The organism is Streptomyces sp. NPDC088794, assembly GCF_044750545.1.
Lineage (GTDB): Bacteria > Actinomycetota > Actinomycetes > Streptomycetales > Streptomycetaceae > Streptomyces.
In genome coordinates this window covers 76,628-98,548 of sequence record NZ_JBIVKB010000003.1, presented here as the reverse complement: position 1 = coordinate 98,548, position 21,921 = coordinate 76,628, and the positions used below count along the sequence as shown (strand labels likewise).

The window sequence follows — 21,921 nt, the reverse complement described above, 5'->3', positions numbered from 1 at the left end:
GGAGGAGGTCACCAGGCGACCGGCAGCTCCCACAGGCTGTAGATCACCGCACCCTCCTTGCGCGGGACTCGGTCGAAGGGCTTGGCGAGCCTCAGCGTCGGGATCCGGTGGAAGAGTTTGCTCCACACGATCTCCAGCTCCAGGCGCGCCAGGTCCGCGCCGATGCAATGGTGCACCCCGTGGCCGAAGCCAAGGTGCTTCCGGCTGCCTCGGGTGATGTCGAGGCGGTCCGGCTCCGGGAAGACCTGCGGATCACGGTTGGCGGCCAGTCCCAGGCAGAGGATGCCGTCGCCCTCGCGGATCAGCTTGCCGCCGATCTCGATGTCCGCCAGCGCGACCCGAGGCACGGCCGTGTCCCCGATGGTGGCGAACCTGATGAGTTCCTCGACGGCGGGTTTCACCAGCGCGGGATCGTCGCGCAGCAGCTCCAGCTGGTCGGGGTGTTCCAGCAGACAGGCGGTACCCAGCGAGATCTGGCTCGCGGTGGTCTCGTGCCCGCCGTTCATGAGCAACCGGACCATGTTGAACAGGTCCCGGTCCGTGTACTCCTCGCCCGACGCCTCGTAGTCCGCCATCGCGCGGCTGAGAAGATCGTCCCCGGGCTCCCGGCGCTTGGTCCTGATCAGCTCGCTGATGTAGGCGTTGACCTCCACGATCGCCGCCTGCCGCTCCTCGGTACTGCTGTGCCCACCCAGCAGTGCCGTGCCGTGCTTGATGAAGAAGTCGTGGCGGTCCTGCGGGATGCCGAGCAGTTCGCAGATGACGGTCATCGGGACTGCCAGCGAGAACACCCGGTGCATGTCCACCGGCGGGGAGAGGGCCAGCATCGCGTCGATGTGCGCGTCGACGATCTCCTCGATCCGGGGACGCAGGCGCTGTACCTGCCGGTTGGTGAAGGTGAGCGCGGCCTTGCGACGGGTGCGTACGTGCTCCTCGCCGTCGTAGCCGATGAACGAGGTCTCGGTGCGGTACTCCGGCGGGGCGATGAAGTAGAAGGGGAAGTTTGCGTGCTTGCGGGAGGCGCTGACGCGCGGATCGGTGAGCAGGCCCCGGATGGTGTCGTATCCGGTGACCGCCCATATCCGCAGCCCCGAGCCCCGCAGCACCACCTGCGACACGTCCTCCTCGATCATCGAGGAGTACTCCGGCGGTGGGGTGAAGGGGCACGTGCGCGCATACGGGAAGTCCTTGCCCTCCGGGGCGGAGTGCGCCTCGGATTCGGTCGAAGTCGTCGTCACGGGTGGGTTCCTCCTGATGGCTCGTCGTCAACGCAGGGGGCGGAAGAAAGCGCGCAGTTCCTCGACGAGGGCGTCGGGTTGTTCGAGGGCGGGGAAGTGGCCGCCGACGGCGTGGTCCGTCCAACGCCGAACATCCGTGAACCGGTTCTCGATCCACGACCGCGGCATCCGGCCGTCCTTCGGGAAGTTGGAGACCGCGGTCGGCACTCGTACCGGTGCCAGTGCCAGCTTGTTCTGGCTCTCCCAGTAGATGCGGGCCGAGGACGCCGCCGTCGCGCGGAACCATCCGACCGAGACGGCGTCCAGCAGCCGGTCCCTGGGGATGACCTTGTCCAGGTCCCCGTCGTGGTCGCTCCAGGCCCAGTACTTCTCGACCATCCAGGCCAGTTGTCCCACCGGCGAGTCGGTCAGGCCGTAGCCGAGCGTCTGCGGGCGCGTGCTCTGGACCGCCGAATAGCCGCCCTCCTGCTGCTGGAACTCCTTCATCGCGGCCAGCCCGGCCAGGTCGCGCTCGTCCAGCGCGGACTGCTCGGCGGGCGGCCGGGCGAACGGCATCGTCAGATGGATGCCGACCAGCCCGCCCTCGTCGGTCTCCGCCATGGCCGCGGTGACGAAGGAGCCCCAGTCCACGCCGTGCGCCCCGTAGCGGTCGTAGCCGAGCCGGCCCATCAGAGTCGTCCAGGCGGCCGCGACCCGTTCCACCGGCCATCCGGATCCGGTCGGCTTGTCGCTGAATCCGTAGCCGGGCAGTGACGGGCACACGACGTGGAAGGCGTCCGCGGGGTCCGGCGGGTCGGTCAGCGGGCCGATGATGTCGAGGAACTCCGTCACCGATCCAGGCCAGCCGTGGCTGACCAGCAGAGGGACCGCCCGGGGATGCGGCGAGCGTGCGTGCAGGAAATGGATCCCCAGCCCGTCGATGTCGGTGCGGAACTGAGGGACGGCGTTCAGCCGGGCCTCGGTGGACCGCCAGTCGTACCGTCGCGCCCAGTAGGCGACCAGGTCCTTCGCGTACGCCAGGGGCATGCCCTGCGACCAGTCGCCGACCGTCTCGGCCTCCGGCCAGCGGGTGCTAGCCAGCCGGTGCCGCAGACCGGCGAGGTGTTCGTCGGGGACGTGGACTTGGTAATGGGTGACGCTCGTGCTCATCCGCGCTCCTTTCCGGTGGGCCAACAAGGTCGCCTGCCGGTATCGAACGGGGCTGGAGTCCGCGTGCAGCGGCGGTCCTGGCCGGCGTCCGCGGCACGCTCGACGCGGTCCGCCGCCCGGCGGGCGAGCCGAGGACGGTACGACCAGGTCTCCAGACCCCGCTTCTACGGTGAGCGCCGTCGAAGGCCGACGGCTCCTTCCGAAAGGGACACCGGCATGAGTGAACTGACCGAGAAGGCGCTGATGGACGCCACCGTGGGGTGGACACAGCGCACCAGGCCGAGCGGCGGGTCCCCGATCGGGTCGACCGGTCTGCGCTCCCGCGCGGATGCCGCACTGCCCGAGCGGTTCCGGCGCTCCGCGGCGGCCGTTGGATCCGGCGCCGGGATGTCCACGCGGGACTTCTCCGGCTGGCTGGCCGAACGCAGTGCCGCGCATCCGTTTCGCGTGCACAGGATTCCGTTCGACCAGCTCGACGGATGGTCCTTCGCACCGGCCACCGGAAACCTCGCCCACGTCAGCGGACGCTTCTTCACCGTGCACGGAGTGCGTGTGCGCGTGGCGGAGGGCGCCCACGACTGGCAGCAGCCGATCATCAACCAGCCGGAGGTCGGCATCCTCGGTATCCTCGCCAAGGAGTTCGACGGCGTACTGCACTTCCTGATGCAGGCGAAGATGGAGCCGGGTAACCCGCGGCTCGTCCAGCTCTCGCCCACCGTGCAGGCCACCCGCAGCAACTACACCAAGGCGCACGGGGGAGGAGCCGTGAAGTACCTCGACTACTTCACGGGCCGGCGGCCGGCCCGCGCCCTCGTCGACATCCTGCAGTCCGAGCACGGTTCGTGGTTCCTGCGCAAGGCCAACCGGAACGTCATCGTCGAGACGCGGGAGGACGTGCCGCCCGACCCTGACTTCTGCTGGCTGACCTTGGGACAACTCGGCGAACTGCTGCTGCGGGACAACGTGGTGAACATGGACGCCCGTACGGTCCTCGCGTGCGCGCCGAACCTCCCGGCCGAGCCGGAGGCGCTGTCCTCCGACACCGAACTCCTGTCCTGGGTCACCACCGAAAAGGCCCGGCACCAGGTGCGCGTCGAACCGCTGCCGCTCGCCGAGGTGGACGGATGGGTGCGGACCGGGACGGCCATCCGCCGTCCCGACAACCGGTTCTTCCAGGTGGTCGCCGTCCGCGCGGAAGCGGCGAACCGAGAGGTGGCCGGCTGGACGCAGCCGCTGTTCGAGCCCGGCGCGACCGGCGTGGTCGCCTTCCTGGCCGGCCGCTTCGACGGAGTGCCGCATCTGCTGGTCCAAGCCCGGGCCGAGGGCGGGTTCCTGGAGACCGTGGAACTCGGGCCCACCGTGCAATGCGTTCCCGACAACTACCGGGGGGACGCGGCACTCGCCGCACCGCGCTTCCTCGACCTGGTGCTGAACGCCCCGCCGCACACCATCCGCTACTCCGCGCTGCACTCGGAGGAGGGCGGCCGTTTCCTCAACGCGGTCAGCCGCTATCTCGTCGTGGACATCGACGTCGACGCCGCCGGACTCACCACTCCGCCTCCGGGATACAGCTGGGTGACCCCGGGACAGCTGAACTGGCTCGTCCGGCGAAGCCGTCACGTCAACGTGCAGGCCCGCTCGCTGCTCACGCTCTTCAACAGCGGGGCGGTGAAGCTGTGACGGCACCGCTTCGGATCGGCGTCATGGGATGTGCGGACATCGCCAGGCGCAGGATGCTCCCGGCGTTCGCCCGCGCCGCACGGACCGAAGTCGTCGCGATCGCGAGCCGTGAACTCGCGCGCGCCCGCGAACTGGCAGCTGTCCACGGCTGCCGGGCGGTGCGCGGATATGAGGCGCTGCTGACGGACGAGGAGGTCGAGGCCGTGTACGTGCCGCTGCCAGCGGCCCTGCACGCCGAATGGACCGAGGCGGCACTACTGGCCGGCAAGCACGTGCTCGTGGAGAAACCGGTATCGCTGCGCCGGGAGACGACCGGCCGACTGGTCGAACTCGCCACCAGCCGGCGACTGGCCCTGATGGAGAACGTCATGTTCGTCCACCACGGTCGGCACGCGGCCGTCCGGAAACTCCTCGCCGAGGAGGCCATCGGTGAACTACGGGGATTCGAGGCGCACTTCACGGTGCCCCGGCGACCCGAGGACGACATCCGCCGACAGCCCGAACTGGGCGGCGGCGCCTTGTGGGACACGGGTGTGTATCCGCTGCGCGCGGCCCGGTACTTCCTGGGACCGGGGCTGCGGGTCATCGGCGCCTCCCTGGTGCGGAGCCGCGGCCATCGGGTCGAGTCGGCCGGGACGGCGCTGCTCGCGGCACCGGAGGGCACCGGTATCCACGTCTCTTTCGGCCTGGATCACGCCTATCGCAGCTCGTACGCCCTGTGGGGGACCGGCGGCAGCATCGCGGTGGACCGTGCGTTCACGCCCGCCGCCGACCATCGGCCGGTCATCCGGCTGGCCGACGGAACCGGGGTCCGGGACGTTTTTGTGCCCGCCGAGGACCAGGCCCACAACACTGTGGGGGCGTTCGCCGCCGCGGCCAGAGCCGGCGGCGCGGCCGACGGTGTCTGCCTGGAGCAGGCCCGCCTCCTCGACGACGTGCGGGCGGCGGCGTCGCTGCACGGCTGAGCCCCGCCCGGCCGGCCCGCGGGTCAGGACGGCCGACGTCCTGGCCCATGGCGGTCACCGCGACGAGGCCGGGTCCGGCGAGGCCACGGCCGGACCCTCGCCCCGAGGTCAGGAGACGTCCGACGCCGCGCACTCGGCAGGGGCGCGCGCGGAACCGTCGACGGACCCGGTCGCCCGGGCGCCCAGATCACGCATATACGCCACCAGATCAGGCGGTTCATGCACCTCGAACGGGCAGCCGGCGCTCACCAGACGGAACGCCAGCCACCCCAGGGAATCGGCCTGGCTGTGGAGCCGGCAGCTGTTCTCGGACAGTTCCTCAATCTCGTCGCCCGAGCCCCCGAGCCGGTCCTCGATCTGGCTCGCCGGGGCGTAGAAGGTGGCCACGGCTCGGTAGAGCGGGGCGAGTTCCGAGAGCTGCCGGGTCACGTACGCGGCGGCGTCGTCGAGCGGTGGGGACCGGAACGGCGCCCGGATGCCCGTGGGCCGCGGGTTGTGGATGCGGTCGACACGGAACGTCCGCCAGTCCTCGCGCTCGTTGTCGTACGCGACGAGATACCAGCGGCGGCCGGTCGGCACCAACCGGTGGGGCTCCACGAGCCGTAGGCTCTCCTGCGGCCGGTCCGAGTCGTGCCGGGACCGGTGGTACGCGGGCCGGTAGGCGAAACGCAGTTGGTCCCGGCCGGCGACCGCCGCGGCGAGCACGGTCAGATGCTCCGCGGCGACCCCGGGACCGTAGCTCGGCAGCGGTACGGTCGCCGCGCCGAGCGCGCTGACCCGGTGCCGCAGATGCGAGGGTAGGACCTGCTCCAGCTTCGTCAGCGCCCGCACGGACGCTTCCTCGATGCCGTCGACCGCGTGCGCCGCGGTGCGCAGTCCGACGGTGATGGCGACGGCCTCGTCGTCCTCCAGCAGGAGCGGGGGCATGGCGGCCCCCGCGACCAGGCGGTAGCCGCCCACCGCGCCCCTCGTGGCGTTGACCGGATAGCCGAGGTCGCGCAGGCGGTCGATGTCCCGGCGGATGGTGCGCGCACTGACGCCGAGCCGGTCGGCCAGTTCGCTACCGGGCCATTCCCGCGGGGTCTGCAACAGGGACAGCAACTTCAGTAATCGTGCCGAGGTCTCGCTCATGGCATCCAGGATGTCAGTTGTTTACGGGTGGGCCCAGGGCGTGTCCGCGGCCGGACCAGGGACGGAAGTGTCCTGGCCACGGGGTCAGGAGCCCCAGGCGACCGGTAGGGAGGTCAGGGTGTGGTTGATCTCGCCCACGTGCCACGGCAGTTCCGCCTCGTCCACGGCCAGCCGCAGATCCGGCAGGCGCCGGACCAGACCGGTCAGCGCGATCTCCATCTCCATCCGGCCGAGGTGCTTGCCGAGGCAGTGATGGAGGCCGTGGCCGAAGGACAGATGCGGGTTGTGGGCCCGGCCCAGGTCCATGCGGTCCGGATCCTCGAACACGGTCTCGTCCCGGTTGGCGGAGGCCAGCGAGAGCAGGACCGCGTCACCGGCGGAGATCTCGACCCCGCCGATCTCCATGTCCGCCGCCGCGATCCGCGGGAAGCCCGAGGTGTCGGTGGCGAACAGGTTGACGTGGCGGAGCAGTTCGTCCACCGCGCTCGGGATGCGGGCGGGATCCTCGACCAACGACTCCCACTGGTCCCGGTGGCGCGAGATCAGTGCCAGAACGGAGTTGGCGAGTTGGTTGGCCGTGGTGTCGAACCCCGCGCCGATGAGAGTGAACCCGAACGTGACCAGTTCCGACTCGCTCAGCCGGTCGCCCTGGTCACGGGCCGCGATCAGCTCTGACAGCATGTCGTCCGTCGGCTCGGCCCGCTTGTCCGCGATCAGCCCGACGATGTACTCGCTCAGCCTCGCCAGGCCCTCCAGCGACGCCTCGCCGCCGGCCCGGTCGTCGACGGTGGCGAAGGCACGCGCCCATACCTCGAACTTCCGCAAGTCCTCCGGCGGGACGCCGAGCAGCTCGCCGATCACCGTCAGCGGAAAGGGGAGAGTGAGCTGCGGCACGAGGTCCGCCGGTGAGCCCTTGGCCTCGATGTCGTCGAGGAGTTCGTCCAGTACGGACTGCACGCGCGGTCGCATGCGCTCGACCCGGCGGAGCGTGAAGGCCCCAGCCACCAGCTTGCGCAGCCGGGAGTGTTCGGGCGAGTCCAGGGAAATGATCATCTCGGGGGTCGTGTACATCGTGCCGCCGATCCGCGGCGCGTCGGGACCACAGGCCAGGGCCCTGCTCAGACGGGGGTCTGCCTGTGCGGCTCGTACGTCCTCGTACCGGGTGACGAGCCAGGCGTCCACCCCGCCAGCTGTCCGGACACGTTTCACCGGCTCCTGGACCCGCCACCCGGCGTACCGGGGATCGGGCCCCCGGTAGGAGGAGCCCTTGAAGGGGAAGACCTCGGATTCCTGGGACGCGGATTCCTGGGACTCGGACTCTGGAGAGTCGGATCCTCGGGACTCGGTCTCTCGGGACGACGACACGATGGTGGCACCTCCACAAGTACGCGCTGAGGACAGGCAGACGGCTGGGGACGTCGGAAGAGCTTCGGGCATCCGCTCAGGACGGGTTGTGGATCTTGTCGGCCCAGTTGGGCGAGTCGTGTGTGACCCGGCGCGAGCGCGTGTGCCACTCGCCGTTCTGGCGGACCAGAACGTCCTGCACCGTCGTCGTCGGTTCGAAGCTCACCTTGCCCGCGGCGTCCGTCATGCTGACCATCGCCTGGTAGCCGACCCGCAGGACGTCGTCCGACTCGGGCTCGATACGCATCCGGTCGAACCAGTACCGGTAGACGATCCCGTCGTAGTAGGCGACCTCGTCCGCTCGTGCCTGACGCGCCGACATCTCGCCGACCAGCGGTCGGTCCGGGTCGCCCCGTCGGGCACGCATCTCGTTGAGCAGCGCGTTCCTGCCCTCGATCCGCCACCCGTTGGGCACGTGCTCGATGGAGCCGTCCTCGGTCATCGTCTCCAGGAACTCCTCCAACCGCCGCTCCTCCAGCAACGGCATCTGCCGGGCGTAGAACTGCAGGACCTCGACGTAGAGTTCGGCGTCGACCCGCCGGGTGGAACGCTGTGGTGCGTGCATCAGTGCTCTCCTCGTGATCTCGGGCGGTCCGCCGAGGCCGTCCGGCCGGCGGACGCTGCGGGGCTCACTCCGCTGCTCCGGCGAGTACCGCCGCGTAGTTCTTCCTGGCCGCCGTGTCGTACTGGAGTGCCACGTGGCTCGTGGCGGAGATGATGTCCCGCCACAGCCGCTGGAGCGGATGCCGGGACCCGAGACCGGTGGTGCCCGCCGCGGCGACGAGCAGGCCGACAGCCTCCCTGACCGCCTCCGCGGCGAAGGTGGCGTTGCGTTCGTTGCGCGCCATGTGGTCGGGCGTGAACAGCCGCTCGTCGAGCACGCGGGTGTTCTCCTCGACGAGATGGCGTGCGGCGTCGACCCGGCCGGAAGCGCGTACCAGGGCCGACTCGTTGGCCGCGGTGCGCCGACGGCCGGTGAGACCGGCGGCGAAGGCGTGCAGTGCGCCGGTTCCGGCGCCGATCACCGGAGCGATGAATGTCAGTCCGCCGACGGCCTGGAACGGCACGTTGTGGGCGGGAGCGTCCGAGTGCGGATTGAGCCCCGTGACCATGGCGCCCCGGTCGAACGTCAGATGGTCCGGGACGGTGGCGGAGTCCACGACGAGGGTGTGGCTGGCGGTCGCCCGCATGCCGACGTTGTCCCAGTCCTGGTGGACGGTGCACTCTCCCCGGGGAAGGGCGAAGAACCGCAGCCGGGGCGGCCCGTCGCCGGAGCCCACGGCGGCGCAGAGCAGCACCCAGTCGGCGAAGTCGACGCCGCTGACGTAACTCCACCGGCCCGTCAGGCGCCAGCCCCCCTCGACGGCATCGGCTCGCCCGCCAGGCATCAGCGCCGTCGCGATCATGGTGTCCGGGCCGCCCGACCACAGCGCCCGCTGCCCCTCGTGCGGGAGGTGGCAGGCGAACCGCGCGGAGTAGGCGCTCAGAGAGGCGCACCAGGCGGTGGCCGGACACTCCTGGCCCAGCGCGACGACCGCCTCGGTGAGATCCGCAAACGACCCCTCGGTCCCACCCCACCGGGCGCCTACGAAGTGCCGGGCGAACCCTGTGTCCCGGAGGGAACCGGTGACTTCCGGGGAGAGCCGGCCGACACGGTCGGCGGTGTCGGCGTGCTGCGCGGCGAGGTTGCACAACTTGTCCACGGGCAGGGCCGGTTCGGCCGCCCGTGAGGTATGCCCGTCCATCTCGTAGCCTTTCTGTCGGCCGTCCGGGTCAGATGGCGTCCGCGAAACGGGCCAGGGTCTCTCCCGGACTGGGGGTGTCCAGGGCCTTGTGGATGTTCCACGCCCCCTCGCCGTGCCGGTGCAGCTTGACGTGTGCCAGTTCCACACGGGTGCCTCGGCTGCCCGCCGCGGTGAAGTCGACCTCGATCTCGCTCGCCCGGTCGTCGTCGGGAACGGACTGCCAGTGGCCGTCTATCCGCCAGGTCATGGCGAGCCGGTGCGGCGGATCCCATTCCAGGACGCGGCCCCAGGTGACCTCGTTGCCGTCGACGTCCCACTCGTAGTAGCGGCCGCCGACGAAGGGCTCGAAGGCGAGACCGGCCCGCTCCTTCTTGACCAGCACGTGCGAGGGCGGCCACCAGTCGGCGGGACGCTCGGTGAAGACCTCGAAGCAGTGCTCCACGGACGCTGCCACAACGACCGACTTCCTGACGTCGGGGATCTCTTCGGGCATCGGAAACTCCTCAACTCCGAGGGGCGCGGGGCCCGCACCTGCGGACGCCGCCCACTCTCTCGCCGAAGCCTTGACACCGCGTCGAACCGTGCTCGACCGGCCGTTGCCTCCAGCCCGTTTCGAGACCCGCGCAAGCAGACGTTGACACGGTCGTGCGCGGTGGACTGTCGAGGACGGGAGAGCAGGATGACAGGCACGGAACGGCGGGCGGCCTTCGTCACCGGTGCGACCAGCGGGATCGGTCTGGCGGTGACCGAGCTGCTGGCCCGCCAAGGCATGGCGGTCTTCGGCTGTGCGCGGGGCGGGGAGAACGTGCGTGACCTGGTGAAGCGGCTGCGGGAGGAGGGCTTGGAGGTCTCGGGCACGGTGTGCGACGTCACTTCTCTGGAGCAGATACGGACGGCCGTGGTGGAGGCGGTCGCCGCCTATGGGCCGATCGGCGTGCTGGTCAACAACGCGGGGCGCAGCGGCGGCGGTGAGACCGCGCACCTCGACGACAGCATCTGGACGAACGTGATCGACACCAACCTGCACGGTGTCTTCAGGGTCACCCGCGAGGTCCTGGCCAGGGGCGGCATGATCGATGCCGGCTGGGGACGCGTGATCAACATCGCGTCCACGGGCGGCAAGCAGGGCGTGCCGCTCGCCGCCCCCTACTCCGCGTCCAAGCACGGGGTGGTCGGCTTCACCAAGGCCGTCGGTCTGGAACTGGCCCGGACCGGGATCACGGTGAACGCCGTCTGCCCCGGCTACGTCGAGACCCCCATGGCCGAGCGCGTCCGCCAGGGCCACGCCGCGTACCACGGCGTCAGCGAGGAGGAGATCCGGAGCCGGATCGAGGGACGCATCCCGATGGGGCGCTATGTGTCGGCGGAGGAGGTCGCCGGGCTCGTCGGCTATCTGACCACGGACGCCGCCGCCGCGATCACGGCGCAGGCGCTCAACGTCTGCGGTGGACTCGGCAATTACTGATGGCTCTCACGAATCAGGGCGGGACGATGAAGAACTCGGTCGACACCGTGCGGACGAGGCCGGACGAGGCCGCCTTCCGGGCGACGATGGGCTGTTTTCCCACCGGGGTGACTCTGCTCACCTGCGGACGGGACGACGACCTGGTCGTCATGACCCTCAACAGCCTCACCTCTGTGTCCCTGGATCCGCTGCTGATCCTGGTGTCCGTCAAGGCGGACGGCCGGATGCGGCCGCGCGTGCGGGCGCGCGGCGGGTACGCGGTCAGTGTGCTGAACAGCGACCAGCGCGACCTGGCACGGGAGTTCTGTCTGCCGGACCGGCCCGAGGGCGCCGGCGCCATGAGCCGCCTCGGTGGTGTGCCAGGCCTGACGGGACACACGGTCGTGCCCTCGGCCGCCGCCTGGTTGGAGTGCGAACTGCACGGCGAGTTCGAGGCCGGGGACCACACGCTGCTCGTCGGACGGGTGGTCGCTGTGTCCGGCAGCCGGCCGGGCCAGCCGCCGCTCGTCTTCCACCACGGTTCTTACAGCGCCATCCCCGGCGCGGACGGGGCGGTGACGTGACCGTCGCCGTCGCCCCGCCGGGACGACTGACGCGGCTCGCCGACGGCGTCTACGCGTATCTCCAGCCACCGGGCGGCTGGTGCCTGAACAACGCAGGACTCGTCGTCGGCCCTGACACCTCCGTGCTCGTGGACACCGCCGCCACCGAGTCCCGTACGAGGCACCTGCGCGACCAGGTCGACGCGGTCGTGGCGGGTGGCCCCGGCTTCGTCGTCAACACCCACTTCCACGGCGATCACGTGTTCGGCAACGGCCACTTCGCGCCGCGGGCGACCGTTGTCGCGCACGAGGGGACCCGCGCCGACATGGCGGAGGCGGGACTCGGCCTGCGCGGACTGTGGCCGCAGGTCGCCTGGGGCGAGACCCCGCTCGTGCTGCCGACCCTGACCTTCCGCACCGCGCTCACGCTGCATCTGGGCGCGGCCGGGCCCCGGGTCGAACTGCTGCACATCGGACCGGCCCACACGGCGACGGACGTCGCCGTGTGGATTCCCGAGCAGAGTGTGCTGTTCACCGGCGACGTGGTCTGGTCGGGCGTCACCCCGTACGTGCTCATGGGGTCGGTGGAGGGTTCGCTGCGGGCGATCGCGCGGATGCGCGCGCTGCGACCCCGCATGGTGGTCCCGGGCCACGGCGCCGTCGGCGGTCCGGAGCTGCTGGACCGGACCGAGGAGTACCTGCGGTGGTGCCGCGGAGTGGCGGGGGAGGGGTTGTCGGCCGGACTGTCCCCGCTGGAGGCCGCCCGGCGTGCCCGTCCCGGACCGTACGCCGACCTGACCGACCCGGAACGCCTCGTCGGCAACCTCCACCGCGCCTACGCCGAGTCGCGGGGACTTCCGCCGGGGGCTCGGATCGACGTGGCCGGTTCGTTCAAGGAGATGTGTGAGTTCCACGGCGGTCTGCCGGAGTGCCACGCCTGAGAGGCCGGCCCGCCGGGGTCGGGGTGTGAACGGTCCGCCCCGGTCAGGGCCGGTGGGTCAACGGTCCGCCCCGGCCAGGGCCAGTGCCTCCAGCGGGGCCACCAGCGCCGAGGGCGCGGGCATCCGGGCCGTCACCGCTGCCAGCCGCGACGCGGCCTCGGCGTACCGGTCGTCCTCAAGGAGTTGCAGACACCCCTTGGCCACGGTCTGCGGAGTGGCCGCCGACATGGGCAGCACGACGGCCGCGCCGGCCGCCTCCAGGGCCCGGGCGTTGTCGAACTGGTCGTCGAGCTCCGGCAGCACGAACTGCGGCCGCCCCGCCGCCATCGCGGTGAGGGACGTGCCCTGGCCCCCGTGATGGACCACGACGTCGCAGGTGGGGAAGGCGTCGGCCAGGGGAAGCCGGCCGATGTGACGGACGGCCGCAGGCGGTGCCTTCCACTGGGCCGCCAGGGCGTCCTCCACCGCCACCAGGAGCTCGGCCCCGGTCTCCGCCAGGGCGTGCGTCAGGGCGGTCATCAGACCGAGCAGGCCGCCGTCGCCGTACTGCGGGAGAAGCGTGCCGAATGTGAGGCAGATCCGCGGCCGACGCCGCCGTCCGAAGAGCCAGCCGGGTACTCGGGCGTCGCCGTGGGACGGGACATGACGGATCTCCCGGTGCTCCGCCGCGTGCCCGAGACGCAGGCCGGCCGGCCAGGGGTCGAGGACCGCGGCGGGCCGCGGCAGTTCCCGGACGCCTGACACCGTCATCGCCGCGCTGAGTTCCTCGGCCGCGGCGTGCCGATACTCGGGGAGTTCCGCCACCGACCAGTGATACTGCACCCAGGGGACGTGCCGCGACGCCGCGACGAGCGAACCGGCGAACTCCGCCCGCTCGCAGATCATCAGGTCCGGCCGCCACGACTCCGCGAGTTCCGCGATGCCGGCCGCCGAACCGGCGGCGATACGGCCGAAGGCGCGCCCGTGCAGATAGCGCTGTGGCACCAGCCCCTCCGGCACGGCGGACAGGTCCTCCTGTCTGATGAGTCCCGTGAACTCCGCCGACGGGCCGCAGGAGGCGGCCGGCAGCCCCGAACCCAGCACCGTGGGCACGAAGTTGTCCGGTGTGGTCACCAGGACCTCGTGACCCGCCGCGCGCAGTGCCCACGCCAGTGGCGCGAGCGGCAGGAAGTGCCCCGCAAGGGGGACGGTGCTGAACAGCACCCGCATGGGTCCTCCCGGCCGTGCCGTCACCGCTGGGCGGGAGTGCTGCGGTGGATGGTCCTCGAACGGGTCAGCAGCCGCCCGCCGGGCTCGCGCACCAGCACGTCCCGCACGGTGTAGGCGGGCTGGAGGGACAGCCCGCTTTCGCCCGTCTGGGCGACGAGCGTGTAGTAGAAGATCTCCAAGGCACCGTCGTCCATCGGCTCGATGAGCAACTGGCCGAACCAGTGCTGGGTGGACACATCGCGGTAGCGGGGCAGCCTGGTCCGCATCGCGGCGATCATCTCCGCCCGGCCGCGGGTCCGCCCGCCGTCGGCGTGCCTCACCTCGCCGTCCTCGGTGAACGTGTCGGCGAACCCCTCGATGTCGAGGGCGTCCGCCCGCCGCATCTGCCGGGCATAGAACGTCTGGACCTCCGCGTAGAGATCTCCGGTGACCTGGGCGACGGTCTGGGACACAACGACTCCCCTCGACGGTGTACGAGACGCCCGACACCGTGCCCCAGCCCCCTCCAACTCCGCTGGAGACCAGGTCAATCGGGCGATGAACGCTGCCGTGCCTGCTGGGTGCGGCCGGTCTCAAGCGCTTGTTGAGGCCGCTCCCGCAGTGTGGCGGCGACAGAGGGAATTCCGGTGCGAGGGAGAGGGATGAGGCCATGACCGACACGGCGAGCAGGCCGGACCCGTCGGCGGCAGGGATCGCGCCACCGCCGGAGGCGACCCTGATGCCCCTGCTGATGGGCGGCTTCGTCACCCAGGCGATCGCTGTCGCGGCCCGGTTCGGGGTACCGGACGCGCTTGTCGGGGGGCCGCGGCAGGTGGACGACATCTCCGCGGAGGTGGGTGCCCACGCGCGCAGCCTCTACCGGCTGCTCCGGGTGCTCGGCGACTTCGGTGTGCTGGCCGAACTCCCGGGCCATCGCTTCGCGTTGACCCCCGTGAGCCAGCTGCTGCGCAGCGACCATCCCGCCTCGCTGCGCGGCCTTGCGGCCCACTTCGGCTCGGACTTCCACCGGGCCGCCTGGAGCCACCTCTACGAGAGCGTGCGCACCGGTGAGCCCGCCTTCGACAAGGCCCACGGACAGCCGCAGTTCGAGTACTACCGCAGCCACCCGGAGCAGGCCGCGATCTTCGACGCCGCGATGACGTCGGTGGCCTCGGCCATCTACGCCACGCTGGCAGCCTACGACTTCAGCGGCTTCGGCACCGTCGCCGACATCGGCGGCGGCAACGGCGCCTATCTGTCCGGCATCCTCTCGGCGAACCCGGGACTGAACGGCATCCTCTTCGACTTGCCGGATGTCGTCGCCCGCTCCGAGCCGGTACTGACCAAGGCCGGGGTCGCCGACCGCTGCGAGGTCGTCGGGGGGTCGTTCTTCGACGGAGTCCCCGGCGGCGCCGACGCCTACGTGCTGACGGCGGTCGTCCACGACTGGGACGACGAGCGTTCCGTGGCGATCCTGCGCAATGTCCGGGCGGCCATGCCCGAGCACGCCACCGTCCTGCTCGGCGAGCCCGTCGTGCCGGACGGCCCCGAGCCCTCGGTCACCAAGCTCCTCGACCTGGAGACGCTGGTCGGCACAACGGGCCGGCAGCGCACCGAGACCGAGTTCCGCGACGTACTGGACCGGGCGGGGCTGCGGTTGACGCGGGTCGTCCACAGCGACGGCCCCGACAGCCTCGTAGAGGCGGTGGCCCGCTGATGGCAGGACCCGACCACGCCACGACCGCGACGGAGGACGAACGCCCCATGAGCAGCGAACCAGCGCTGGAAAGCAGTCTGCGCCTGCTGGAGATCGGTGACGGCTTCATTTACGCACGGGCCCTGCATCTCGCGGCCGAGCTGCGGATCGCCGATCTGCTGGCGGAGGGGCCGCGGTCCGCGCTCCAGCTCGCCGACGCCACGGGGACGCACGCCCCGAGCCTGCACCGGATGCTGCGGACCCTCGCCGCGTGCGGGGTGTTTACCGAGGCGGCGCCGGGCACCTTCGGGCTGACGGCGCTCGCCCAGCCGCTGCGCTCCGACCATCCGCATTCGGTCCGTACGACGGTGGCGCAGGGCGGACGGCTCACCGCCGAGACCTTCCGGCACGCCGAGCACGCCCTGCGTACCGGTGAGGGCGCCTTCGAGAAGACCTTCGGTCAGCCCGTGTGGGAGTACCTGAAGGAACATCCGGAGGAGGGCACGGACTTCGACACGGCAATGCAGGAGCACAGCAGGGTCGAACGGGCCGCGGTCGTCGAGGCGTACGACTTCTCGGGCGCCACGCGGATCGTCGACATCGGCGGCGGCAACGGCACCCTGCTGGTCGCGGTGCTGCGGGAAGCGCCTGAGGCCACGGGGGTGCTCTTCGACCTGCCGCACGTGGTGGAGCGGAACCGGATCGGGGAGAGCGGGCTCGCCGACCGCTGCGCCGTCGTGGGCGGTGACATCTTCGGTGAACTGCCGGCCGGAGGTGATCTCTACATGATGAAGTCCGTGCTGCACGGCTGGAGCGACGACCAGGCCGTGTCGATCCTGGAAGGCTGTCGGCGCGCCATGAGGCCGGACGGCCGGCTGCTGCTCATCGAGCGGGTCATCCCCAAGGGCGACACCCCGCACACCAGCAAGGCATTCGACTTCGCCATGCTGGTCATGGCCGGCGGCCAGGAGCGCACCGGCGACGAGTACACGGCCCTGCTGGAGAAGGCGGGGTTCCGGGTCGCCCGGGTGATCGGCACGGCGTCGGTGCAGAGCGTCGTCGAAGCGGTGCCGGTGGGCGAACATCCCCGATGACCGGGACGCCCCCGACATCGACGCGTCCGGCCTGTCCGACAACTGCCGTGAGACAGAACCCAGTTGTACTCCAGCGTCCCGTGACAGCCTCTGGTCATGGACGCCAAGGGAAAGGTCGCTCTGGTCACCGGAGCCACCAAGGGGATCGGATACGAGACCGCACGCGGCCTGGGCGCGCTCGGTGCCACGGTGCTGGTCGGCGCCCGCGACGCGGAACGAGGTGCGGCCGCGGCGGCGGCACTGCGTGAGCGGGGCGCGGACGCGCATGCGCTGCGCCTGGACGTCACGGACCCGGCGACGGCCGAGGCGGCGGCGCACCTGGTCCAGGAGCGGCACGGGCACCTGGACATCCTCGTTAACAACGCCGGGATCAACGTCGAATGGCCCGCGCGGCAGCCCAGCGAGGTGACCCTCGACGATCTGCGCACCACCATGGAGACCAACGTCTTCGGTGTGGCCACGGTCACCAACGCCCTGCTGCCCCTGCTGCGCGCGGCGGCGGCCGGACGGATCGTCAACGTGTCGAGTGAGATGGGCGTACCGGCCTGGCTGTCCGGTACGGAGATGCCCGCCATGACCGCCTACAGCCTGTCGAAAGCCGCCCTGAACATGCTCACGGTGCTCTACGCCAACGAGCTGAGGGGCTCCTCCGTCAAGGTCAACGCCTGCTCGCCGGGGTTCGTCGTCACCGACATCAACCGAGGCGCCGGTGTGCTGACCGCGGAGGACGGCGCGCGGATCGTCGTGGATCTGGCGACCCTGGACGAGGACGGCCAGGCTGGGGCCTTCCTCAACGACGCCGGCCCCGTCTCCTGGTGAGACGGGGCCGGTTGCGCGAGGTCAGCGGACCCGGACCGGCAGCCGGTCGAGGCCCCGCATCATCACGCTCGGATGCCAGACGAGGGCGGCCGGGTCGGCGTCCAGGGCCAGGCCGGGGCAGCGCTCGACCAGAGCGCGTACGGCCGTCGCGACCTCAAGCCGGGCGAGCGGTGCTCCGAAGCACATGTGGATGCCGTGGCCGAAGGCCAGATGACCGCCGCCGGCACGGCGGATGTCGAAGCGCTCCGGTTCCGGGAAGCGGGCGGGATCGTGGTTGGCCGGCGTGTTGCCGATCAGGACCAGCTCGCCACCGCCCGGTATGACGGTGCCCCCGATCTCGACGGGTTCCGTGGTGAAGCGGTGCAGGGATGTGCCCGTGGGACCGCTGTGGCGCAGCATTTCCTCGACCGCCCCGTCCAGCAGCGACAAGTCCGCGCGCAGCTCGTCCAGTTGGTCCCGGTGCTGGAGCAGCGCGAGCATGCCGTTCGCGATCAGACCGGTGGTGGTCTCGTGCCCGGCGATCAGGAGCAGCAGGGCCATGCCCACCAGCTCCTCGACGGAGAGGGCGTCCTCGTCCTCGGCCTGCCGGTGTACGAGCGCGCCGAGCAGACCGTGACCGGGGTCGGTGCGCAGCTCCTCCAGGAGCCCGCTGAGATAGCCGACGAGTTCGCCCATCGCGGCTTCGGCCCCGCCACTGCCGAGCCCCTTGGTGACCTGGGTCGACCAGTGGCGAAACCGGTCGCGGTCGGCTGCAGGGACACCGAGCAGTTCACCGATGACGGCCGCCGGCAGCGGGAAGGCGAAGCCCTCGACGAGGTCGGCGCGGCCGTCCGTGCGGGTCAGCATGCGGTCGACGAGCTCGTGCGTGATCTCCTGGACCCGCGGCCCGAGTTCGCGGACGCGCCGCGGGGAGAACTCCTTGGCGACCAGTCTGCGCAGCCGGGTGTGCCTGGGCGGGTCGGACATCAGCATGTGCGGGGTGGGGGGCAGGTCGACTGCCCCCATCTCCGGCCCCGCGTTGCGCCAGTCGTTGGACAGCCGGGGGTCGCCGAGCGCGGCGCGCGCCTCTTCGTAGCCGAGGACGAGCCACGCCGTGAAGCCGTCGGGAAGCCGCACCCGGTGCACCGGCCGCTGCGCGCGCAGCCGGGCGTAGACGGGGTGGGGGTCGCGGACGAAGTCCGGTCCCAGTGCAGCCAGATCGACGGTGTCGACCTCAGTGGCCATGACGGTCTTCCTTTCGACGGTCCCGATGTCGCAGGAACCGTACGAAGCGGCGCTGGAGGGCAGGTCGGCTGTCTCTCGCACGCCGGGCCGGCCGCCTCGAAGCACCGCGGCTCAAGCAGCCGTTGAGTCAGCCGGCGGATCGTTGTCGGGTCAGCGCGGCAGCAAGGGACGGAGGGCGACATGAGCCAGCCAACAAAGGTTTCCGCCACCTCGGCGGACGTCCTGGTGGGTACCTGGGCGGAGGAACTGTTCCTCACCGACGGCACCTACACCAGCACTATCCGGTTCGTGGAGAACGGCCGGGTGCTGCTGCTGAGGGGCCCGCGCCCCGGCTGTGTGGGCGCGGGCAACTGGCGTGCGACAGGCGGCGACGGCTTCTGGTGCCAGATGGCGGAGCTGGTCCTCGACGAGGACGGTGTTCTCACCGGGTGGGTGGACATCGAGCAGAACCTCGTGGTGAGCGGCGACACGCTGACCGGCACGGGAGTCGCCCATGTCTACGACGCCGACGACACGCTGGTCGCCCGCTCCGGCATCGAGGTACGGGCCGTACGCCAGTGACCGGACCGGCGCACGGCCCGACGGCCCCCGGACGTCAGGCGTGCGCCCCCGCGGTCACCGTGCCGACGCTGAGTTCGGGCCGGCCTTCGAGGACCGCCGCCACCCGCTCGACCTGCTCGTCCAGCGACGCGCGGTGGGCCGCGGAGAGTTCCGTGAGCGGCTCCACCGTGACGGACAGCTTCTTGCCGGACCGGCGCTGATGCCAGACCCCGCGGACCGTGCCGTCGATCAGGAGCACCGGGTAGTTGCCCGCCTGGCCGCTCGGGGTGAGCGCGCGCTCGGCGGCACGCCCCGGGAAGAGGCGTTCTCTGGGCTGGCCGGCCACCACGTAGGCGTCGAAGTAGGGCAACAGCCTTACTCCGCGCGGTGGTTCCGAGGGGAACTCGGTGTCGCCGGCGTTGACCCATGCGGGAGTTCCCTCGACGTCGACGCGCTGGACGCGGCCGCCACTCTCCAGAGACGCGAACAACTCGGTGGTCCAACCGCGCGGCGCGTTCAGCCACCTCGCGTAATTCTGCGGAGTGGCCGGGCCGTAGGCACGCAGGTAGTTCTCCAGCAGCCGCGCCTGCGCCTCGGTCCCCTCGACAGGCTCGAAGCCCGGCAGATGACGCTGCGGGTTGGTGTAGGTCACCTTGCGGCCCTTGTTGGGTCCGAAGCACAGGACGCCGCGGTACGAGGCCAGGGTGACCGCCTGCCGCCAACGCGGCCACATCCCCTGGAAGGCGGGCATGACCAGGTCGCCGGCCCACGGCCCGGCGATGTCGACGACGGCCTCGCTCAGCTCGTCGACGGTGAGTTCCGCGTCCGCGAGCGCCTTCCCGATGGCGGCGATCACTTCTTCCGTCTGCTCGTCCGTCATCCGGACGTGCTGCGGAAAGGGGTTGGCCGGATGGGGCATCGTCGACAGGGCGGCGATCCACAGGGGCAGATCGGCCGTGGGCAGCAGATGGACGGTGCCGCGCGGGCCATGCGTCTTCACCAGGCTGCGCTCGTCCCACAGGGCGGTCCGGACATCACTGCGCGTCGCGGCCTCGGACCTGATGCCGACTGAGAGCTCGGCGGCGGACAGGACCTGCGCGTGCGCGCCGCACAGGGCGCGGACGAGTTCGGCGGGGCCGGCCGCGGCGGACGGTGCGGCCAGAGCACTGCGCTCCAGCCGCCGGGCGGACACTTCGCTCCACGACAGCTGTTCGGCCCGGGAATTCATGGATCTCCTTCGTGCTCGGCGGCGGCGGTGCGGCGACCATTCCTACCCAGTCGCACTCGAGGACGACTGGGGCGTGATGACCGGTTGCCGACCTCGGCCACAGCATGCCGAAGGTATAGGACATCTCCCGACCTAAATGATCTCTACTGTCAGGAGAGTTCTGTGCACCGCCCAGGAGGAGCGCCATGTCCGTCAAGCCCGTTCCCGACGCCTACGCCACGGTGACGCCGTGGGTCATCTCCCACGACACCGCCCGACTCATCGCATTCACCAAGGAGGCCTTCGACGCCGTGGAACTCGGCCGATTCGTCGGCCGCAGCGGCCGTATCGAGCACGCCGAGGTGCAGATCGGGAACTCGGTGGTCATGATGTTCGACCACCCCGGCACGCCCGACTGGCCGCAGACGCCGGCGTTCCTCCGGTTGTACGTGGAGGACGCCGACGCGGTCCACGCGCAGGCCGTTGCGGCGGGCGCGGCCTCGGTGACCGAGGTCACCCACCTCTTCTTCGGTGACCGCGTCGGGCGGGTGCGCGACCCCCTGGGCAACATCTGGTGGATCCAGACCCACGTCGAGGACGTCAGCGACGAGGAGCAGCTGAAGAGGCTCGACGATCCCGGGTTCACCGCCGCGATGGCGTACGTCCAGAGTTCCGAGTTCTTCCCGAAGCGGGTGTCAGGCCAGCGCGGTTGACGATGGCGGGACGGTCGACACGGGATCCGCGCGCCTGCTCCAGCGTCGCATGGCCGGCGCCTCGACGAACGTGTGCAGCAGCCAGGCGAGAACCAGGCTGATCACCAGCGTCAGCCCGGTGAGGAGGAACGCGTCCCCGGTCGACAGCGGCTTCGTCCAGTTCTCCAGGTGGATGGCGCCGATCGGCCCGTAACTGACCAGCAGGAAGTGCACCATGTAGAAGGCGTACGAGATCTCACCGAGCCGGACCATGGCCCGGCTGCCGAACCCGGTGCGGCGATCGCGTAGATCGGCCGTGGCCGCTGCACCGATCAGCAGGGCGAGCGGCAGGGCGGTCGGTGCCACGTACCGGTAGGTGTCGGTCAGTAGGGCGCCGCCGGTGAACGCCCCTGCGGCAAGGAGTGCGGCGACGCCGAACGGCAGCGGAATCCAGCGCCCGCTGCGGATGACCAGTGCCGTCAGGATGCCGAGGACGAACTCCAGCAGCCGGGTCACCGGGAAGTGGTACACGAACCACACCTGCCACCACGGGTCGCTGCTCCCCAGCATGTACGGCCGGTCCGGCAGCAGTCCGGCCAGCAGTGGGACCAGGCAGATCGCGGCGACCAGGCCCACCAGCCACCACCACAGCCGCTGCGGGCGGATGCGCCTCGCCGCGACGAGCAGCCAGGGGAAGGACAGATAGAAGAGGAGTTCGCAGGAGAGCGACCAACTCGGCGTGTTCGAACCGAAGTTGAGGATCACGTCCTGCCGGGGTATCCAGGCCTGCACGAGGAACAGCGTGGGCACGGTGTTGGCCGTGGTCACCGCCACACCGGTGTACAGCATCAGGGCGACCGCGGCCGCCAGGGTCACCAGATGATTGGGGAAGATCTTCACCAGGCGTCTGCGCCAGAACGCGACACGGGTGTCGTCGGGCGCGGCGACCCAGGTGAGGACGAAGCCGCTGAGCACGAAGAAGAAGGACAGCCCCACGGGCCCGGCGTTGGCGACCAGTCGCTCGTACCAGGACACCTTCGGGTCCCCGAGGCGGGGCAGCAAGCTGGTGCCCGCATGGCAAAGCATCACCATGAGTGCGGCGAGGAAGCGCATCCCGGTGAGCGAGGGCAGACGCGACTGAGCGCTCGCGGGCGAAGGCTCAGGACGTGACACGGGCACGGTGACTCCTTGGTTGCGGGCG

Annotated in this window: 22 protein-coding genes; 10 read left to right on the top strand and 12 right to left on the bottom strand. The window is 70.7% G+C overall.

Annotated features, from left to right (window positions below; all coding sequences use genetic code 11):
- Window positions 1-8: 8 nt before the first annotated feature.
- Together ACIP6U_RS09460 and ACIP6U_RS09455 are read right to left on the bottom strand one after the other, a co-directional pair.
- Window positions 9-1,238, bottom strand: coding sequence for a cytochrome P450 (locus ACIP6U_RS09460; protein WP_401714525.1), 1,230 nt, complete (start codon window positions 1,236-1,238; stop codon window positions 9-11).
- A gap of 27 nt (window positions 1,239-1,265) precedes the next feature.
- Window positions 1,266-2,387 (bottom strand): epoxide hydrolase family protein, encoded by a 1,122-nt coding sequence (locus tag ACIP6U_RS09455; protein WP_401714524.1) that lies wholly within the window; start codon window positions 2,385-2,387, stop codon window positions 1,266-1,268.
- A gap of 216 nt (window positions 2,388-2,603) precedes the next feature.
- Between ACIP6U_RS09455 and ACIP6U_RS09450 the strand changes: the two genes are divergently transcribed.
- On the top strand, window positions 2,604-4,067 hold the full coding sequence (locus ACIP6U_RS09450) for an NDP-hexose 2,3-dehydratase family protein (protein ID WP_401714523.1): 1,464 nt from the start codon (window positions 2,604-2,606) through the stop codon (window positions 4,065-4,067).
- Window positions 4,064-5,032: a Gfo/Idh/MocA family protein gene (locus tag ACIP6U_RS09445; RefSeq protein WP_401714522.1), complete on the top strand. Its 969-nt coding sequence runs from the start codon at window positions 4,064-4,066 to the stop codon at window positions 5,030-5,032. The genes ACIP6U_RS09450 and ACIP6U_RS09445 overlap by 4 nt, the downstream gene beginning before the upstream one ends.
- Before the next feature lie 108 nt (window positions 5,033-5,140).
- Here ACIP6U_RS09445 and ACIP6U_RS09440 read toward each other — a convergent pair whose 3' ends face one another.
- The 5 genes from ACIP6U_RS09440 to ACIP6U_RS09420 all read right to left on the bottom strand — a co-directional run bounded on the left by ACIP6U_RS09440 (window position 5,141) and on the right by ACIP6U_RS09420 (window position 9,805).
- On the bottom strand, window positions 5,141-6,163 hold the full coding sequence (locus ACIP6U_RS09440; RefSeq protein ID WP_401714521.1) for a helix-turn-helix transcriptional regulator: 1,023 nt from the start codon (window positions 6,161-6,163) through the stop codon (window positions 5,141-5,143).
- Window positions 6,164-6,247: 84 nt separating this feature from the next.
- On the bottom strand, window positions 6,248-7,528 hold the full coding sequence (locus tag ACIP6U_RS09435) for a cytochrome P450 (RefSeq protein WP_401714520.1): 1,281 nt from the start codon (window positions 7,526-7,528) through the stop codon (window positions 6,248-6,250).
- A gap of 76 nt (window positions 7,529-7,604) precedes the next feature.
- Window positions 7,605-8,132, bottom strand: a complete 528-nt coding sequence (locus ACIP6U_RS09430; protein ID WP_401714519.1) for a nuclear transport factor 2 family protein — start codon at window positions 8,130-8,132, stop codon at window positions 7,605-7,607.
- A 64-nt stretch (window positions 8,133-8,196) separates the two neighbouring features.
- Window positions 8,197-9,312: a hydrolase gene (locus tag ACIP6U_RS09425; protein ID WP_401714518.1), complete on the bottom strand. Its 1,116-nt coding sequence runs from the start codon at window positions 9,310-9,312 to the stop codon at window positions 8,197-8,199.
- A gap of 28 nt (window positions 9,313-9,340) precedes the next feature.
- Window positions 9,341-9,805 (bottom strand): SRPBCC family protein, encoded by a 465-nt coding sequence (locus ACIP6U_RS09420; RefSeq protein ID WP_401714517.1) that lies wholly within the window; start codon window positions 9,803-9,805, stop codon window positions 9,341-9,343.
- Between the two features lie 186 nt (window positions 9,806-9,991).
- On the opposite strand from ACIP6U_RS09420, the gene ACIP6U_RS09415 reads away from it, so the two are divergent.
- The 3 genes from ACIP6U_RS09415 to ACIP6U_RS09405 are packed head-to-tail and all read left to right on the top strand — an operon-like array spanning window position 9,992 to window position 12,260.
- Window positions 9,992-10,777 carry an SDR family NAD(P)-dependent oxidoreductase gene (locus tag ACIP6U_RS09415; protein WP_401714516.1) on the top strand — a complete coding sequence of 262 codons (786 nt, stop codon included), beginning with the start codon at window positions 9,992-9,994 and terminating at the stop codon, window positions 10,775-10,777.
- Window positions 10,777-11,340, top strand: a complete 564-nt coding sequence (locus ACIP6U_RS09410; protein ID WP_401714515.1) for a flavin reductase family protein — start codon at window positions 10,777-10,779, stop codon at window positions 11,338-11,340. The genes ACIP6U_RS09415 and ACIP6U_RS09410 overlap by 1 nt, the downstream gene beginning before the upstream one ends.
- Window positions 11,337-12,260: an MBL fold metallo-hydrolase gene (locus ACIP6U_RS09405; RefSeq protein ID WP_401714514.1), complete on the top strand. Its 924-nt coding sequence runs from the start codon at window positions 11,337-11,339 to the stop codon at window positions 12,258-12,260. The genes ACIP6U_RS09410 and ACIP6U_RS09405 overlap by 4 nt, the downstream gene beginning before the upstream one ends.
- 57 nt (window positions 12,261-12,317) lie before the next feature.
- Here the strand turns inward: ACIP6U_RS09405 and ACIP6U_RS09400 are convergent, their stop codons facing one another.
- On the bottom strand, window positions 12,318-13,469 hold the full coding sequence (locus tag ACIP6U_RS09400; RefSeq protein ID WP_401714513.1) for a glycosyltransferase: 1,152 nt from the start codon (window positions 13,467-13,469) through the stop codon (window positions 12,318-12,320).
- 20 nt (window positions 13,470-13,489) lie between these two features.
- Window positions 13,490-13,921, bottom strand: a complete 432-nt coding sequence (locus ACIP6U_RS09395; protein WP_401714512.1) for a nuclear transport factor 2 family protein — start codon at window positions 13,919-13,921, stop codon at window positions 13,490-13,492.
- Between the two features lie 197 nt (window positions 13,922-14,118).
- Here ACIP6U_RS09395 and ACIP6U_RS09390 point away from each other — a divergent pair, with 197 nt between their 5' ends.
- The 3 genes from ACIP6U_RS09390 (at window position 14,119) to ACIP6U_RS09380 (ending at window position 17,057) form a co-directional block, all read left to right on the top strand.
- Window positions 14,119-15,165 carry a methyltransferase gene (locus tag ACIP6U_RS09390; RefSeq protein ID WP_401714511.1) on the top strand — a complete coding sequence of 349 codons (1,047 nt, stop codon included), beginning with the start codon at window positions 14,119-14,121 and terminating at the stop codon, window positions 15,163-15,165.
- Between the two features lie 47 nt (window positions 15,166-15,212).
- Window positions 15,213-16,238, top strand: a complete 1,026-nt coding sequence (locus ACIP6U_RS09385; RefSeq protein ID WP_401714510.1) for a methyltransferase — start codon at window positions 15,213-15,215, stop codon at window positions 16,236-16,238.
- 96 nt (window positions 16,239-16,334) lie between these two features.
- The gene (locus tag ACIP6U_RS09380) at window positions 16,335-17,057 is read left to right on the top strand and encodes an SDR family NAD(P)-dependent oxidoreductase (protein ID WP_401714509.1); all 723 of its coding nucleotides are present in this window, start codon (window positions 16,335-16,337) and stop codon (window positions 17,055-17,057) included.
- Window positions 17,058-17,078: 21 nt separating this feature from the next.
- Here the strand turns inward: ACIP6U_RS09380 and ACIP6U_RS09375 are convergent, their stop codons facing one another.
- Window positions 17,079-18,281, bottom strand: a complete 1,203-nt coding sequence (locus ACIP6U_RS09375; protein WP_401714508.1) for a cytochrome P450 — start codon at window positions 18,279-18,281, stop codon at window positions 17,079-17,081.
- 180 nt (window positions 18,282-18,461) lie between these two features.
- On the opposite strand from ACIP6U_RS09375, the gene ACIP6U_RS09370 reads away from it, so the two are divergent.
- Window positions 18,462-18,842, top strand: coding sequence for a hypothetical protein (locus ACIP6U_RS09370; RefSeq protein WP_401714507.1), 381 nt, complete (start codon window positions 18,462-18,464; stop codon window positions 18,840-18,842).
- Window positions 18,843-18,876: 34 nt separating this feature from the next.
- Here the strand turns inward: ACIP6U_RS09370 and ACIP6U_RS09365 are convergent, their stop codons facing one another.
- A complete protein-coding gene (locus ACIP6U_RS09365) occupies window positions 18,877-20,049 on the bottom strand; it encodes a winged helix DNA-binding domain-containing protein (RefSeq protein ID WP_401714506.1) in 1,173 nt (390 codons plus the stop codon).
- Between the two features lie 185 nt (window positions 20,050-20,234).
- On the opposite strand from ACIP6U_RS09365, the gene ACIP6U_RS09360 reads away from it, so the two are divergent.
- Complete coding sequence (locus ACIP6U_RS09360) at window positions 20,235-20,741, top strand: VOC family protein (protein ID WP_401714505.1); 507 nt, start codon at window positions 20,235-20,237, stop codon at window positions 20,739-20,741.
- Here ACIP6U_RS09360 and ACIP6U_RS09355 read toward each other — a convergent pair.
- Entirely contained in the window at window positions 20,724-21,893 is a 1,170-nt protein-coding gene (locus tag ACIP6U_RS09355; protein WP_401714504.1) for an acyltransferase family protein, read from the bottom strand. The genes ACIP6U_RS09360 and ACIP6U_RS09355 overlap by 18 nt on opposite strands.
- Window positions 21,894-21,921 lie beyond the last annotated feature (28 nt).